General features: G+C 56.8%; 12 protein-coding genes. 11 read left to right on the forward strand and 1 reads right to left on the reverse strand.

The window, feature by feature from the left end:
- From EIY71_RS01020 to EIY71_RS01045, 6 genes are all read left to right on the forward strand, one after another.
- Positions 1–1,581, forward strand: a complete 1,581-nt coding sequence (locus EIY71_RS01020; RefSeq protein ID WP_134020010.1) for a VWA domain-containing protein — start codon at positions 1–3, stop codon at positions 1,579–1,581.
- Positions 1,578–2,894 carry a BatD family protein gene (locus EIY71_RS01025; protein WP_085745682.1) on the forward strand — a complete coding sequence of 439 codons (1,317 nt, stop codon included), beginning with the start codon at positions 1,578–1,580 and terminating at the stop codon, positions 2,892–2,894. Before EIY71_RS01020 ends, EIY71_RS01025 begins: the two co-directional genes overlap by 4 nt.
- A complete protein-coding gene (locus tag EIY71_RS01030; protein WP_085745681.1) occupies positions 2,891–3,907 on the forward strand; it encodes an HAD family phosphatase in 1,017 nt (338 codons plus the stop codon). The genes EIY71_RS01025 and EIY71_RS01030 overlap by 4 nt, the downstream gene beginning before the upstream one ends.
- A 79-nt stretch (positions 3,908–3,986) precedes the next feature.
- A complete protein-coding gene (locus EIY71_RS01035; protein ID WP_134020013.1) occupies positions 3,987–6,491 on the forward strand; it encodes a fused MFS/spermidine synthase in 2,505 nt (834 codons plus the stop codon).
- Positions 6,492–6,590: 99 nt separating this feature from the next.
- Complete coding sequence (locus EIY71_RS01040; protein WP_134020014.1) at positions 6,591–8,948, forward strand: tetratricopeptide repeat protein; 2,358 nt, start codon at positions 6,591–6,593, stop codon at positions 8,946–8,948.
- Between the two features lie 98 nt (positions 8,949–9,046).
- Complete coding sequence (locus tag EIY71_RS01045; protein WP_134020018.1) at positions 9,047–9,676, forward strand: hypothetical protein; 630 nt, start codon at positions 9,047–9,049, stop codon at positions 9,674–9,676.
- 32 nt (positions 9,677–9,708) lie between these two features.
- On the opposite strand, the gene EIY71_RS01050 is transcribed toward EIY71_RS01045, so the two are convergent.
- Positions 9,709–10,380 carry a DUF3313 domain-containing protein gene (locus EIY71_RS01050; RefSeq protein ID WP_085745677.1) on the reverse strand — a complete coding sequence of 224 codons (672 nt, stop codon included), beginning with the start codon at positions 10,378–10,380 and terminating at the stop codon, positions 9,709–9,711.
- A gap of 249 nt (positions 10,381–10,629) precedes the next feature.
- Between EIY71_RS01050 and EIY71_RS01055 the strand changes: the two genes are divergently transcribed.
- The 5 genes from EIY71_RS01055 (at position 10,630) to EIY71_RS01075 (ending at position 15,425) form a co-directional block, all read left to right on the forward strand.
- The gene (locus EIY71_RS01055) at positions 10,630–11,226 is read left to right on the forward strand and encodes a paraquat-inducible protein A (protein ID WP_085745676.1); all 597 of its coding nucleotides are present in this window, start codon (positions 10,630–10,632) and stop codon (positions 11,224–11,226) included.
- Complete coding sequence (locus EIY71_RS01060) at positions 11,223–11,873, forward strand: paraquat-inducible protein A (protein WP_134020021.1); 651 nt, start codon at positions 11,223–11,225, stop codon at positions 11,871–11,873. The genes EIY71_RS01055 and EIY71_RS01060 overlap by 4 nt, the downstream gene beginning before the upstream one ends.
- Positions 11,854–13,509 (forward strand): intermembrane transport protein PqiB, encoded by a 1,656-nt coding sequence (locus EIY71_RS01065; protein WP_134020024.1) that lies wholly within the window; start codon positions 11,854–11,856, stop codon positions 13,507–13,509. Before EIY71_RS01060 ends, EIY71_RS01065 begins: the two co-directional genes overlap by 20 nt.
- Positions 13,510–13,559: 50 nt before the next feature.
- Entirely contained in the window at positions 13,560–14,081 is a 522-nt protein-coding gene (locus EIY71_RS01070) for a membrane integrity-associated transporter subunit PqiC (protein WP_240871787.1), read from the forward strand.
- A 117-nt stretch (positions 14,082–14,198) separates the two neighbouring features.
- Positions 14,199–15,425: an OmpP1/FadL family transporter gene (locus EIY71_RS01075; protein WP_240871907.1), complete on the forward strand. Its 1,227-nt coding sequence runs from the start codon at positions 14,199–14,201 to the stop codon at positions 15,423–15,425.
- Positions 15,426–15,582 lie beyond the last annotated feature (157 nt).

The following is a 15,582-nucleotide window of genomic DNA, read 5'->3' on the forward strand; positions in this document are numbered from 1 at the left end:
ATGGACATAAACCTCAGCGACTTCCATTTCCTGCGTCCGCCATGGCTTCTGTTGGCTGCGTTCGGAGCTCTGCTGCCGTGGATCTGGCGCCAAAGTCGCGATCTTCAGCGCAGCCTGCGTGGAAAGATTGCAGAGCATTTGCTGCCACATCTGTTACTCACTCCACAGGACCGTCAACGACTGCGGCCGGTACATTTACTGTGCGCCCTGCTGGTGCTTGGCGCAGTGGCTGCTGCCGGACCGACCTGGGAACAGGATCGCCCGGACTTTCTGGAAAATCGTGCACCGTTGATCATCGCCCTCGATCTGTCTCCGTCGATGGACGCCAATGATATTCAGCCTACGCGGCTGGAAGCGGTCAAACATAAACTTCATGACTTGATTCAGCGAAGAGCCGGCGCCCGCACCGGACTGATCGCCTACGCAGGAACCGCACATCTGGTCTTGCCTGCGACGAACGACCCAGAACTGTTGGACACGTTCATCCAGGCGCTAGATACGGGACTGATCGAAAAGCAAGGCAAGGACGTTGCGGCGGTGATCGAACAAGCGAAACGCTTGCTGGACGCTGAGAAAACCCCTGGCACCCTGTTATTGATCACCGACGGTGCCGACACCACCCAGTCAGAGAACCTCGGCAAACAGTTGCAGGGCGGCTCGCTTCAGGTTCTTGTGCTGGCAGCCGGAAATGAAAACGGTAGTGTGATTCTCGACAGCAACGGCCAGCCTCGTACCGCAGCTGACGGGCGCCCTGTAATCGGCAGTTTTGATCCGGCCGCGCTCAAGGATTTGGCTGCTGCCCTGGACGCACCGCTGGGCAGTCTGACACTTACCAATGATGATCTGGACTGGATCGAAGGACACGCTCAACAACACTTTCGTAGTGCCAGTGAAGAACAGCGAGTATTGCACTGGAAGGATGCCGGTTATTGGTTGTGCTGGCCGCTTCTACTGCTGGCGTTGTTCAGTGTTCGCAAGGGGTGGAGTGTCAACTGGATGCCGGCGCTATTGCTGACAATCGGGCTCGGATGGCCGAGCGCACCGGCGCAGGCAAACGCGCTGACAGATGCTTTTCTCACCCGGGATCAGCAAGGGCGGTGGGCGTTCGAACATGAGCATTTCCCCCAGGCAGCAGCGCTGTTTACCGACCCGTTGTGGAAAGGTATCGCAGCCTACAAAGCGGCCGATTACGACTTGGCGCTGACATCATTCGCCCGCCTCGATACGCCGCAAGCCTATTTTTATCTGGGCAACATTTATGTGCGCCGATTCAAGTTCGATGAGGCGATTGCCGCTTACTCTCAGGCATTGAAACTGCAACCGCAGTTTCCAGAAGCCAGCGCTAACCTCGCTTTGGCGCTGGCTTTGCAGAAAGATACCGAAAGCGCCGAGCAAAATGCCCCCGATACCAAACCGGACCAGGTCAAATTCGACAAGGCACCGGGAAAAGGCCAAAGCAAGACGATTGAAACCGAACAGGCAACCTCGGATGCTCTGTGGTTACAAAACCTGACAACCTCCCCTGCGAAGTTTCTCAAGCAGAAATTCCGCTTGCAGGACCAAGCAGGAGCCACGCCATGAGACTCACCGCCTCACTCGCGTTGACCTCCTTTTTGCTGTGCAGCGTAAGCGCCCTCGCTGCCGAGCCCCAACTCAAGGTCCGGACCCATTTGCAGCCTGCCGATGGTGCAATGGTCGGTGAGATGTTGGAGTTACAACTCGACATCCTGACAGACACCTGGTTTACCAGCGCTCCCACCCTGCCTGAGCTGGTACTTGATGGCGCGCGGGTATTACCTCCCGATGGCCAGGCCGAGCACCTCAATCAGACGCTCGATGGCCAGTCGTTCAGCGGCATGCGTTATCGCTATCTGATCACACCGAATGTCGCCCGCGAATTCACAATCCCGGCGCTGACCGTACGCGCCACACCGGGGCAAGCGACAGAGGAACAGAGCGCCTCCAGTCAAATAGTACAGTTCAGCGCGGCCCAACCGCCGGGCTTCGAGCCGGATGAAATACCTCTGGTTGCAACGGGACTGCGATTGAGCCAACGCATAATCAATTCAGCCTCGCCCTTGAAAGTCGGCGACAGCATTACTCGGCAGTTGACTCTACAAGCCGACAATGCCCTTGCCATGACGCTGCCGGTGCCACCGTTGGGCACAGTTGACGGCCTGAGCCGTTATCTGAAAACACCCCAGATACGCAATCTGGACGATGGGCGGGGCTTTTTGCTTGGTGGTGAACGGATCGACAGCGCCAGTTACCGTATCGATAGCGCCGGCACTCACATGTTGCCCGCTATCAAAGTGAAATGGTGGGACTCCGGCACCCATCAGGTCCGTACCGCTCAAGTTCCTGCGGTGACGTTTGAGGCCACCGCAAACAATGCCTACAAGCCTGTGTTTTCGATCGCAGAAGACCTGCGGCAACTCGGGCAAGACAGTCGCTTGCATCTTTCCACCCGGTGGTTGAGCTGGCTGGTACTTGTGAGCTTGCTGATCGCCGGCGTCTGGTTCGCCCGGCCATTGCTGACTCGTGGCTACCGCGCCTTGCGAACCCGTCAGCAAGCGCGCCATCAGGCACGATTGCAATCCGCCGACTACGCCTGGCGGCAAATCAGACCGCAGGTCGAAGGCCGGCCTCCTCAACTGACCGCTATATATCTGTGGCTGCGCCGAGGTCGACTCGGCGTGAAGCTCGCGGCACTCGACCCACATATGCAAACGCTGTTAAGCGCCGTTTATGGCGAAAAAACCAATAAAGACCAAGCGTTGCGTGAACTTCCTCAATCCTTGGCTAAGCTGCACAGTCAGGCCAAAGAGAAACAAGGCTTGCCGAAACCAGCCTTGAGACCGCTCAACCCCGTTCATGACAAGGATTACTCATGAGTCTCCCGAATCTGCATCTCCGTCGTTTCGGTCTGATCCTGCTGTTGCTCATTGCGCTGCCAAATCTGGTTCAAGCCGGTGAGCCACTGCCTTCGTGGAATGACGGCCCATCAAAAAAGAGCATCATCGAATTTGTCCAGTCGGTAACCGACCAGACGAGCAAGGATTTCGTCAAACCAGCCGAGCGTATTGCTGTATTCGATAATGACGGCACTTTGTGGAGCGAGCAGCCGGCGTATTTCGAAGTGTTATTCGCATTCGACGAGGTCAAACGCACGGCGGCGCAGCACCCTGAATGGAAAACCACTCAGCCTTTCAAGGCTGTGCTTGAAAACGACCATAAAGCGCTGGCTGCGACCGGCATGGATGGGTTGCTGAAAATCGTCGGTGCGACGCACAGTGGCATGACTACAGAAGAATTCAATGACTATGCCCAGACTTGGCTGACGCAGGCCCGACATCCAAAGACCGGTAAACCCTATACCGAGATGATCTTCCAGCCGATGCTCGAGATGCTTGATTATCTGCGCAGCGAAGGTTTCAAGACCTACATCGTCTCTGGTGGGGACACAGGCTTCATGCGCGCCTTCGCCGAAAAGGTTTACGGCATCCCGCCCGAGCAGGTCATCGGCACAACGTTCGACACGTCGTACCAGTTCAAGGACGGTAAGGCATCCATCCTGCGCAACCCGAAGTTGGCGCATAACGACGACGGGCCGGGCAAACCCGTGAGCATCGACAATATTATCGGCCGACGCCCGATTCTGGCATTTGGCAACTCAGACGGTGACCTGCAGATGCTCCAATGGACTGCTGCCGGCGCTGGCAAACGCTTCATGGGTCTGGTACATCACACCGATGCCAAACGCGAATGGGCGTATGACCGTCAGTCGCAGATTGGTCGTCTGGACAAGGCACTTGATGAAGCCAGGCAGCGGGGCTGGACGGTTGTCGATATGGCGACAGAATGGAAGCGTATCTATCCCGCCGATGCGGGCCAACCTGCTCAGTGACAAGCGCTTTGTCCTCCAGGCCCCCGGTAAAGCCCGAGTAACGTTAAGCACTTTCGAATCGGAATAAGGCTGTCGTGCAATGTCTTCACGAGTTACTAGCGAAATCCCGGATATGTCTGTTGCTGGCCCCTCTCGTATAGCCCTGATCGTCCCCGCGCTTTTGCTGTGCATATCCGGTGCGGCGGCATTGATCTATCAAGTGCTCTGGATCAAGCAGTTGTCATTGGTGGTTGGTGTTGAGGTCTATGCCATCACCACGGGCATCAGCGCATTTTTCGCGGGTCTGGCGTTCGGTGGCTGGCTGTTCGGCCGCTGGGCAGATCGCCTGCATCAACCTGTCGTGCTCTACGCCATTCTGGAAGTGCTGGTTGCCGCACTAGGTGTCGGCGCAACGTTCGCACTTAGCCTTTCTGCCCCGGTGTTTGCCTGGCTGCAGCAGTATGTCGGCGTGCTGGCATGGATACTCCCCTTCGCTCTGGTGGGCGTCCCTGCTTTGCTGATGGGAGGTACGCTCCCCGTGCTGGTGCGATCCCTGGCATCAGCCCCGGGCAAGGCCGGCGGCCAACTGTACGCAGCCAATACCCTCGGCGCGATTGCCGGTACTCTGCTTGCCGCGTTTGTACTGGTTGCCACCTTCGGTGTCAGGGGCAGCGCGCTATTCGCCGCCATGTTCAATCTGCTGGCTGCCGCCGGCGCGCTCTGGTGGCAGCATCAGCAGCCGGTAACGAAGGCTGCTGCGGTCAAGCACCTTTCCGAGCAATCCCCCGATCGCACAGCCTTGTGGCTCTACGCAGTAGCCGGCGGTGTGGCCCTGGGCTATGAAGTGGTGTGGTCGCAGTCGATCGTGCAATTCATGAGTACTCGTACCTACGCATTTGCCGTGGTGTTGGCGACGTACCTTGCCGGGCTGTTTCTTGGAAGCGCCCTGCTCTCCCGCCGCGTTGATCGGATCCGCGATCCATGGGGCGTGTTTGGTTTGCTTATCGTCGCCGCCGGGCTGATTGCGCTGCTGGAAATCGCTTTGCTCGGACGTTGGTTAGTGATGGCGCAGAGTCAGGCCGAAATTTGGCTGCTGGCATTGGGCGCCAGTGAACTGGCGGGGATGAGTGCCCGTTTTGCAGTTGCCGCAATGAGCATTGTGTTTCTCCCGACCCTGCTGCTCGGGGCGGCGTTTCCTTTGGCGTTACGCCTCAGCGTTGGTCATGACCGAGTTGGCCGAGACGTCGGTGCGGTGGTCGCCTTCAACACCCTTGGCGGGATCATCGGGGTGCTGCTCTGCGGATTTGTGCTGATTCCCTTGCTTGGCCTGGTGCGTACTTTGGGCCTGCTTGCGGTCATCGCGGCGGGCATCGGTTATCTGGCGGTACGCAAAGCACACGGAGTGAAAAAAGGACGGCGCCAGGCTGTGGTTGCGCTCGGCCTGGTATCGGTAGCATTCGCACTGTTAACGCCAGTCGATAAGCTGGCGAGCCTGTTACCCGGCGCTCGCAATGGAACGCTGGCATTCTACGAAGAGGGTCGCGGCGGTACGGTTGCGGTGGTCACCCAAGGTAAAGGGCAAAACGCATTCCGGCGCCTTTATATCCAGGGGGTTTCAAACACCGGCGACGCGATGCCGTCACTGCGCTACATGCGCATTCAGGCGTTGCTGCCGTTGCTCATCCACAATGGCGAGCCCCGCTCGGCTTTGGTGATCGGTTTCGGTACCGGAATCACCGCAGGTGCATTGCTCAAATATCCAGGGCTGGAGCATCGAGTAGTAGCGGAATTGCTGCCCTCCGTGATCAAGGCCGCCCCATTATTCAAAGGAAATTTCAACGCGGCCAGTGATCCCGGTGTCGACGTGCGCCTGCGCGATGGCCGTCAGGAGCTCCTGCGCAGTCCGCAAAACTACGACTTGATTACGCTCGAACCTCCACCACCCTCCGCCGCCGGCGTAGTGAATTTGTATTCCCGGGACTTCTATCAATTGGCCGCCAGCCGTTTGCAGAAACACGGCCTGGTCGCTCAATGGTTGCCTTTGCCAACACAAAATATTGAAGAGTCGCGCTCACTGGTGCGCAGTTTTCTCGACGTATTTCCTTATGCGAATATCTGGACCAGCGAATTTCATGAAATGTTGTTGGTAGGTTCGATGGAGCCGATCGAACTGGACGTGACAAAAATCAGCCAGCGTTTTCAGCAAGATTCGGTGCGTGGCACATTGCAAGACGTCGGTATTGGCTCACCCGCAGCGTTGCTGTCAACCTGGGTCACCGACCGGGCCGGACTTGAGCGTTTCGCCGCCGATGCACCTGCTGTAACGGACGATCAGCCGCACATTGAATACGCACCATGGGTGCGCGCCAAAGAGATCACCCGGGTACTTCCAGCATTGTTGGACCTGTACGTTTCGCCTCCTCTGGTAAATGGTGACGAAGGCATTAACCAGCGTATGGAAGCCCATCGCCAACGCCTGATGCAGTTTTACCGAGCCAGCCTGCATGCCTATGACGGTGACCGAGACGCCTGGGCACGCGACATCCGAGAAGTCATGAGTGGTGACGGAGGTAATCCGTATTTTCGCTGGTTCGTCGGCCAATGATTACCTATTGAACATTGACACTCGCCTGCCAGCAGGCTAAAGCTGCATCAGCTCGAATACTTGCCTGAAGGCACATGGACCTGGACTACGGAAGTCGCAATGCCCAAGCATAAAAACAGAGCCGCACCGAATCAGCCTGACACCACACAAACCTCAATTTCTCGCTACCTGTTTCCCGTCACTATCGGCCTGCTGCTGGCAGCCGTCGCGGGAATCGGCTGGTTTCTACTCAGCCCGGCACCCGCGTCGAGCAAGTATGTGGAGGTCAGCCCCCCCGTGGTGCAACCCGCCAAGTCTGTACCGGTGGTCGCAGCCAAACTGGCGACGATGGTCGATGAACAACAATGCCAGGGCTGTCACAGCGAACAGGTCAAGGATTGGCAAGGCTCACACCATCAATTGGCCATGCAACCGGCCACCGCCGAAACCATGCTGGGTGACTTTAACAACGTCACCTTCAAAGCCGAAAACGAGACCACCCGTTTCGTGCGCAAGGGCGACGAATTCTGGGTCAATGCACCGGGGCTCGATGGCAAGAACGCCGATTTCAAAGTCGCTTACACCTTCGGCATCGCGCCGCTCCAGCAATACCTGATCGAGGTCGGCGAAGGTCGCCTGCAGGCACTGGGTGTCGCCTGGGATACCGAGAAGCATCGCTGGTTTCATCTCTACGCAGGCCAAGGTGTGAATTTCAAGAATCCACTGCACTGGAGCAAGCCGAGCCAGAACGCCAACTTCATGTGCGTTGAGTGCCATACCACCGGTTTCAAGCGCAACTTCGATGCCGCCAGCAACACTTTCGCCAGTCACTGGAACAGTCTTGGCGTCAGTTGTCAGGCGTGCCATGGTCCGGCGTCGAACCACCTTGAGTGGACAGCGAAGCAAACAGATCTGATCCATGCTGGTTTCGACGTCAACCTTAAGGACAAGAACGCCACCGTCGAAATCGAGACATGCGCCCGCTGCCACGCTCGCCGCGCGCCCTTGGGTGATGGCTACACCGTAGGAAAGCGTTTGATGGACGATTACCTGCCAAGCGCCCTCACCCGCGAGCTGTACTCACTGGACGGCAAAATCAAGGATGAAGTGTTCGAACATGGCTCGTTCCTGCAAAGCAAAATGTTCGACAAAGGCGTGCGCTGCAGCAATTGTCATAACCCGCATAGCAGCGAGTTGAAAGCACCGGGTAACGGAGTGTGCTTGCAATGCCATAACACCGCTGGGAAAACCGCCGTCGAAGGTGTCGATGGTAAAGGCCTCCAGGCAAAAAACTACGACTCGGTTGAACACACCCGCCACGCCATGGGCCAGCCTGGTTCACAGTGCGTCGATTGCCACATGCCCGGCAAGTTCTATATGGGTAACGATTTCCGGCATGACCACAGCTTCAGTATTCCCAACCCGGAACGCGCGGCAAAACTCGGCACTCAGGACGCCTGTTTGACTTGTCACCAAGGCCAGGCCGGGGACAAGATCACCGCGCAATTCAAACTGTGGAACAGCTCGACTGCCCCGCAGGCGCCGCGTTACGACGAAAGCCTGCGACTGATTCGCAATGGCCAACCCGGTGCAGCGCAGGCGTTATACGAGCAGTTGCAGCGCAGCAATCTACCGGCTATTCAGCGTGCGACGTTGTTGGCGGAGCTGGCGCTGTATCCGAGTGATCAAGCGTTGAAGCTGGCAACGCAGGACCTGAAAAATCCGGAGCCGCAAGTCCGTGAAGCCGCAGTACGCGCAGTCAGCGCGTTTCTCCCGCCGCCGGAGCGGACCTCTCTTTTGACGCCGCTACTGGGTGATTCGGTCAAAGCTGTGCGCATCGTGGCGGCACGGGATCTGTTGAGTGTCGCTCGCAACGGACTTGGCCCGGCACAGGCCAACTGGGACGCCGCAATTGCCGAGTACGAAGCCGTGCAAAAGAGTCTGGCGGAGCGCGCGGAAGCCAACCTCAACCTGGCGATGCTCTATCAAGCCAATGGTCGTTCCAGCGAAGTAGAGGGGCTACTGCGCACGGCAATCAAGCGCGATCCGGACTTCTACCCCGCTTTGGTCACGCTTGTGCAATGGCTGGAAGGCAACAGCCGCAGTCAGGAAGCCCAAGCCCTGCTTGATGAAAGCCTCAAACAACACCCTGACGCCGCGTTGCTGCACCATACTCGCGGACTGTCCTTGATCCGCGCGGGAAAAACCGCCGAGGCCATGCCATCCCTCAGCAAGGCTGCGCAACTGGAGCCGCAGAATGCACAGTACGGTTACGTTCTGGCAGTTGCTCTGCACGAGAATGGCAAAGTGGATGAAGCCTGTGCGCAACTGGAGCGTTTGCTCAAGGTGCAACCTGCCAATCGCAACGCGCGGCTATCGCTGATCGAGTGGTATCTCAACAGCGGGCAGGAACCCAAGGCACAGGTAGTCTTGCAGTCCTGGAAGAAAATGAATATTGCGGATCCGGCATTGAAATGAGTGCGGTTACGACTTGTAGCCTAAGGTGAAGGGGGCTGGCCGGTTCCAGGCCAGTCAATCACAGTTGCGCGCTACAGCCATTCATGAAGGAGCGGGCTATGTTCAAGTTCTTCAAGACTACAGTGCTCGGTGGCCTGATCTTTATCCTGCCGCTGGTTCTCATTTTCGTGCTGATCGAAAAAGCCATTCACCTTCTGCGAGGCCCGGTGCAAAAGCTTTTGCCAATGTTCTCCGGCTATGACATCGCCGGTGTCACGCTACTAAGCCTGGCTACCTTGGCGGGTTTGATTCTGCTGTGTTTTTTGGCTGGCCTGCTGGCGAAGACGACAGCCGCGTCGCGTGCTATCGACGCGATTGAAAACAAGGTCCTTGGCAATTTGCCCGGGTATCAACTGTTCAAGGACGCCGCGAGTCGAATGGCCGGGCTGGAAAATGACGACGGCTCAAAGGTCGGGTTAATCGCGGAAGGTGAAGGGTGGCGCGTCTGTCTGGTGCTCGAAAGTGTCGGCGAGCTCCTGACGATCTACATGCCTGATGGTGGTCCCGCTGGCGGTACTGCGGGTGAAGTGCGCTTGATTCCCGCATCACATGTGATCATTACCGAGCTGACATGGCTGACGCTGCTCACCAATTTGCGACGTGGAGGTCGTGGCCTCCTGGAAGCTATACAACCCTGGTTGCCAAATCCTGAGTGCCAGCCCACCTGCCCTGCCCCTCATCATGGTTGACAGGACAGAAGGGTTAGCAAGTCAGTCCGACGTTACTTGTTTTTCAACTTCAGGTACGACTGGTGAAGGTCCGCCGCCCACTCGTCCAATACCTTGCGCGCATCTGTCGCTTTCATGATTTGGCTGTCGTTCTCCAGCGGCTGGCCAGTGCCTTTGCGCACAACCTGAGCAATCACCGCGTTATTGCCGCCATCCAGAAATACGGCTTCAGTGGCGATCGTAGTTTCCTGGTCACGAATACCAGTCGCAGTGCTCACTGCAGCGGCGACCAGCGCGATTGGAATCACTTCGTATGGCTTGAGCCCTTCAGTCTTGCTGCTGACAGCCGTGATAGCCGCTCGCACAACGATGGTGCCCGGGCCTGGGCCATTGGCCAAAGGCAGGGACTTGCCCAGCTCACGCTTGAGTGCAGAGTCGTAGTAGGACGTGATGCCGTTGAGTGTGCTTTGCGGAATCTTGTCGGTAGGTTGTGGTTTGGGGTAAAGCTGGCTCGGCTCTACGTAAACGCTCGAGTATTTGTTCAGATCGAGCTTGGGATCAACCCAGCGCATCACGGCTGCACCCGAGGGGGATTTTTCCTCTTTCAAACGGCTGTAATCCTTGAGGAAACCCGAGTACTCATCAGGCTGAGTCAGCTTGCTTGAACATCCGGTCATGGCTAGCGTAGCCAGACATACCGACCCCATCAAAAGCGTTGCTCTCATTCTTGAATCTCCCTGGTGTGCGAAATTTCGCGAAGCCCATTCGATCAATGCATGGCTGCAAACGTCCTGGCTTTTGATGAGCCAATAGACGAGCCGTTTATGTATAGCTCAACTTTTTGCCCTGATCGCCAATCGAAGTAGATCTCGTGCTTTTCATCAGATACTGAAATAAAAAAAGTTGCTGAACCTTAAAGCACTTCTATTCTCATTGAAGTTTTTCCAGTCTCTAAAGTCCGCCGAGCGTACCCGATGGGAAATGACAAGGGATGGATCATTTGCGAGCACTGCGACGGTGTTTACGAGCGCAGCGTGCTCATCAAGAATCAGAAGACTTGGTGCGTGCGCTGCGGCGGCGTGCTCCAGCGCTATAACGGACTGACGATTGAGCAGCGTTTGGCGCTCACTCTCACAGCGCTGGTGGTGTGGATTTTCGCTAATTTTTATCCGGTGATGAGCATCAGCCTCAAAGGTCTGAAAAACAGTGCGACGCTATGGGATTCTGTCGTGGCGTTGAGCCTTGGACCGATCACTTTCATAGCACTCGTAGCCGCAGTAGCCATGATCATTGCGCCGATTATCCAGTTGCTGCTGCTGGTTTGGGTGCTGGGCTTTGCGCTGAAATCTCGTCGTTCCCCCGGTTTCCGCTTCTGCATGCGATGGCTGGAAACCCTTAGACCCTGGAGCATGCTTGAAGTCTGCCTTCTTGGGGCCATGGTCGCGGTGATCAAACTTGCCGGGCTGCTGGACGTGTTGCCGGGTATTGGCCTGTTTGCTCTCGCCGTGTTGAGCCTGATGATGATCCGCATTGCCGGGCGCGATATCCGCGAACTGTGGGACATCCTATGAACATGCCGCCCAATGCCAATGACCTTAACTTGTGTCTTTGCCACAGTTGCGGCCAGGCGTGCGACATGACGGGCGAACCCCATGAGTGCGAACGCTGCGGGTCTACCCTGCATCGCCGCAAGCCCGATTCGCTGACGAGGACCTGGGCCTATATGTTCACGGCGCTGGCGTTCTATGTTCCGGCCAATCTGCTGCCGGTCATGAATACCAAAATGGTCGGCAACGGCGCTGACAGCACTATCATGAGCGGCGTGCTGGAGTTCTGGGAGGCCGGAGCCTGGGATATCGCGCTGATCATCTTCATTGCAAGTATCGCCGTGCCCGGTATCAAGTTTGTCGCGATCACGCTGCTGCTGGTCACGGTTCAGCGCGACAGCCAATGGGCGCTCAAGGAACGCTCCCGTCTGTACCGGTTCGTTGAGGTCATCGGGTATTGGTCGATGCTCGACGTCATCGTCGTGGCACTGGTCGCGTCATTGGTGAAGTTCGACGCACTGGCCGACATCGAACCACGTGCCGGCATTCTGTTTTTTGGCTTGGTGGTGGTCTTCACCATGCTCTCGGCGATGAGTTTCGACCCGCGCCTTATCTGGGACCAACACAATCGGCAAGACAGGGAGTTCATGGATGAAGTCATCCACCAATGACAAGCCGCATACCCCGGGACAGGCCCCGCTCAAGACGCGTCGATTCGGCGTCTCGCTGGTCTGGATAGTACCCATCATTGCAGTGCTGGTAGGCATTTCACTGGTGGTTCACAGCATTCTTCAGGAAGGGCCGACCATCACGCTGACGTTTAAAACAGGTGATGGACTCACCGCCAACAAAACCGAAGTCAAGTACCGCAATGTGGTGATCGGACACGTCTCGGATGTCAGTCTGAGCGACGATCAGAAAAGCGTGAACGCCACGATCAAACTGGCCAAACAGGCAGAAGGCTTCACTCGCGAAGACTCCAAATACTGGGTAGTGCGACCCCGTATCGGCGCGGGTGGCGTGTCCGGCATCGACACCCTGCTTTCCGGCGACTACATCGGCGCCGATATCGGTCAGTCAAACACGCGGGCAAAAACGTTCAAGGGGCTGGAAAATCCGCCTCCGATTACCTACGGCGAACCGGGCAAACGCTTTACCCTGCACACCGAAGATCTCGGCTCCCTGGACATCGGCTCCCCGGTCTACTACCGCAAGATACCGGTGGGCCAAGTCGTGGCTTATGCGCTGGACCCCGATGGTAAAGGCGTCAGTATTGAAGTGTTCATTCATACGCCGAACGACGCCTATGTCACCGAGAATACTCGTTTCTGGAACGCCAGCGGTATCGACGTAAATGTAGGTGCCAACGGTTTCGCTTTGAAAACCGAATCACTGTCGACCTTACTGGTGGGTGGCATTGCTTTTCGGGCGCCCGAGTTCAGTCCGAACGACACGGCCGCAGGCGAGGACAAGAACTTCGAACTGTTCGCGAATCAAGAAGCCGCCCTCGCCCCTCCCAATGGCAAGGCACAATACCTCAGTTTGCGTTTCGATCAGGCGATGCGCGGGCTCAAGGTTGACGCGCCGGTCGAGTTTCTCGGTGTCGAGATTGGCAAGGTTGTCTCGGTCAATCTTGATTTTGATGAGGCCAAACGCAGCTTTCCGGTCAATGTAGGCATCGTGATTTATCCGCAACGGCTGGGCCAGGCACACGCAAAACTGCTGAAGGTGCTGAAACACGACCCGGAGGACATAGCGGGGACTGCACGGATATTCAGCACCTTTGTCGGCAACGGTTTGCGAGCGCAAGCACGTAGCGGCAACCTGCTCACTGGTCAGTTATATATTGCGCTGGATTTCTTTCCAAAGGCGCCGAAGGTGGCGTTCGACATCAACGCACGGCCGATTGCGATCCCCACCGTGCCTGGCAGCCTGGAACTGCTGCAAGAGCAATTGCAGGCCATGGTCGACAAGATCAACAAGCTGCCGGTCGAGCGAATTGCCAGCAATCTTGATGGCAACCTGACCGAACTGCGCAAAGGGCTTACACAGTTCAATGCCAAAACGTTGCCGAGGGTACAGAGCACGCTTGCCGACATGAGCAAAACCTTGCAGTCGGCCAATGCGACGCTGGCTGAAGACTCGCCGCAGCGGGAAAAACTGACTGAAACACTTAATGAACTCGGACGCATGTCGCGCTCTCTGCGTGAACTCTCGGATTACTTGGGACGCAACCCCGAATCGCTGATTCGCGGACGCCCCGCCAATGCCGCGCCACTGGACCTGAAAGGGCCGCCACGTAACTAAGCGCAGGAGCGAAACCGATGAAGTCAGGACGTATTTCAGCATTGGCCAGCATGCTGTTGCTGCTGGCAGCATGCCGCAGCGATCCAATCTCGTTCCACACCTTGACCCCGGCGCAACCGGCGGGCCCCTCCTACAGCGTCGTTGGCGAAATTCAGATCGAAAGCATGACGGTGCCGCCGCAAGTCGACAGGCCGCAGATCGTGATTCGCCAAGGCGACAGCGGGCTGGCAATCCTCGAAACCCAATGGTGGGCCGCCAGTCTTTCCGAAGAGCTACGCAGTGCACTGAGTGATCAGCTCAACAACGTCCGCGTTAATGGAAAAGTGCTACTACGCGTGGAGGTGCAACGCTTCGATTCGGTTCCTGGCCAATACGCTCTCATGGACGCTAATTGGCGCTTGCGGAGTGCCGACGGGGCATTTTCGCTGAATTGTCGCAGCGTCCTGCAAACCGCATCCGGTGTCAGCATTGATGATCTGGTAGCAGCCCAGCAAAACAACGTCAAACGACTGGCAGCGTTGGTGGGCCGAACTGCCAGCAAACCCGGTAACGGTTGCCCTGCCGCCCAGTAAGGAGAGACCCTCATGTCCGTCACGATTTTGCGCCGCTCTGGATCGGAACTCACCATTAGAAACGCCCTGCGCGAAGGCCTGTCACTTCTCGGTGCTACAAGTTTGTTGCTCAGCAGCATGTCCGCCCAGGCGGGCGGTATCATGATTTATGAAGCAGGCCACGAGGGCACGGGCCTTGCGAACGCCGGGGCGGCAGTGCTGGCCACAGACCCGAGTGTGCTGATGAACAACCCGGCCGGCATCAGTCAGTTGGCTGGCACCCAGGTCAACTTCAATGCCCAAGTGATCCTGGGTGACGTGAGTTTTTCCCGTGACGGAGACAATACCTTTAGTGGCAACGAGGGCGGCAATGCACTGAAGTATCTTCCGGGCAGTAGTTTTTTCGTCAGCCATCAACTTGATGATCGTTCGACTATCGGCTTCGGGATGTATGGCAATTTCGGTCTGGCACTGGACTATGACGACGACTGGGCAGGACGATATTTCACTCAAGAGTCTGCAATTATCGGCGTTTCATTCCAGCCGACCTACGCCTATAAAATTTCTGATGATTTGTCGATCGGCTTTGGACCACGCTTCATGCTGGGCTACTTCCGCACTGAAGTAGCGGTCAATAACAACGTGCTGGGCCTGGGCAACGCTGACGATGGGCAGTTACGTTACAAAGACACCGACTGGGGCACGGGCGCGAATATCGGTTTGCTTTACAAACTAAACGAAAGGACCAAGCTCGGGATTGCATGGACCAGCAAGGTCAAACTGGAATTTGAAGACCGGCCCGAGTTGAAAAACATCACCAATCCTCTGCTTCGAGTCGCGCTGAACCGTATTGACGTCGATCAACTGAATATCGACATGAATGTTCCTCAGACAGTCACCACCAGTATTTCATACCAGCTCGATCCTCAGTGGACATTGCTGGGTAGCCTCGGCTGGCAAGACTGGAGTGATTTCGGCAAGTTGGGTGTCGAGGTTGACACCGATGCCGCATCGACCGCGCGCACTGCCGATCGGCAATACAAGGACACTTGGCATGTTTCCGTCGGCGCGCAAAACCAGATCAACCCCAAGCTGCGCTGGAATATCGGCGTCGCCTATGACTCTTCCGCCGTCGACGACAAGGATCGCACTGTCGATAACCCCATGAATGAGACATGGCGTCTGGCAACCGGATTCAACTACACGCTGCAAGAAAACCTGGACGTGCACATGAGCTACACCCTGATCTACCTGGGGGATATGGACGTGCAACAGACCAAATCACGCTCCGGAGGCACGGTATCCGGCGAGTATAAGAACGCAGCGCTGCATGTATTGGGTGGTGGTTTGGTCTGGCGGTTTTAAACCACTCGGTAAGAGTGGCTGTGCCGTGTGTCCCAAAAAGGCACAGATGACCGCAGATGACTTGGTAAAAGACGCCAGCTACTCCTACGCTTGATGTGTCCGTCGCACTGCGTCGGCATTCAATGGAATGATTCAGCACGTAGTACGAGGGCCGATC

The organism is Pseudomonas sp. CH235 (assembly GCF_004368175.1).
Lineage (GTDB): Bacteria > Pseudomonadota > Gammaproteobacteria > Pseudomonadales > Pseudomonadaceae > Aquipseudomonas > Aquipseudomonas paraglycinae.

Excerpts from the sequence above, each read along its gene's own strand:
- EIY71_RS01020 (WP_134020010.1), top strand. The coding sequence starts at position 1 with ATGGACATAAACCTCAGCGACTTCCATTTCCTGCGTCCGCCATGGCTT.
- EIY71_RS01025 (WP_085745682.1), top strand. The coding sequence starts at position 1,578 with ATGAGACTCACCGCCTCACTCGCGTTGACCTCCTTTTTGCTGTGCAGC.
- EIY71_RS01030 (WP_085745681.1), top strand. The coding sequence starts at position 2,891 with ATGAGTCTCCCGAATCTGCATCTCCGTCGTTTCGGTCTGATCCTGCTG.
- EIY71_RS01035 (WP_134020013.1), top strand. The coding sequence starts at position 3,987 with ATGTCTTCACGAGTTACTAGCGAAATCCCGGATATGTCTGTTGCTGGC.
- EIY71_RS01040 (WP_134020014.1), top strand. The coding sequence starts at position 6,591 with ATGCCCAAGCATAAAAACAGAGCCGCACCGAATCAGCCTGACACCACA.
- EIY71_RS01045 (WP_134020018.1), top strand. The coding sequence starts at position 9,047 with ATGTTCAAGTTCTTCAAGACTACAGTGCTCGGTGGCCTGATCTTTATC.
- EIY71_RS01050 (WP_085745677.1), bottom strand. The coding sequence starts at position 10,380 with ATGAGAGCAACGCTTTTGATGGGGTCGGTATGTCTGGCTACGCTAGCC.
- EIY71_RS01055 (WP_085745676.1), top strand. The coding sequence starts at position 10,630 with ATGGGAAATGACAAGGGATGGATCATTTGCGAGCACTGCGACGGTGTT.
- EIY71_RS01060 (WP_134020021.1), top strand. The coding sequence starts at position 11,223 with ATGAACATGCCGCCCAATGCCAATGACCTTAACTTGTGTCTTTGCCAC.
- EIY71_RS01065 (WP_134020024.1), top strand. The coding sequence starts at position 11,854 with ATGAAGTCATCCACCAATGACAAGCCGCATACCCCGGGACAGGCCCCG.
- EIY71_RS01070 (WP_240871787.1), top strand. The coding sequence starts at position 13,560 with ATGCTGTTGCTGCTGGCAGCATGCCGCAGCGATCCAATCTCGTTCCAC.
- EIY71_RS01075 (WP_240871907.1), top strand. The coding sequence starts at position 14,199 with ATGTCCGCCCAGGCGGGCGGTATCATGATTTATGAAGCAGGCCACGAG.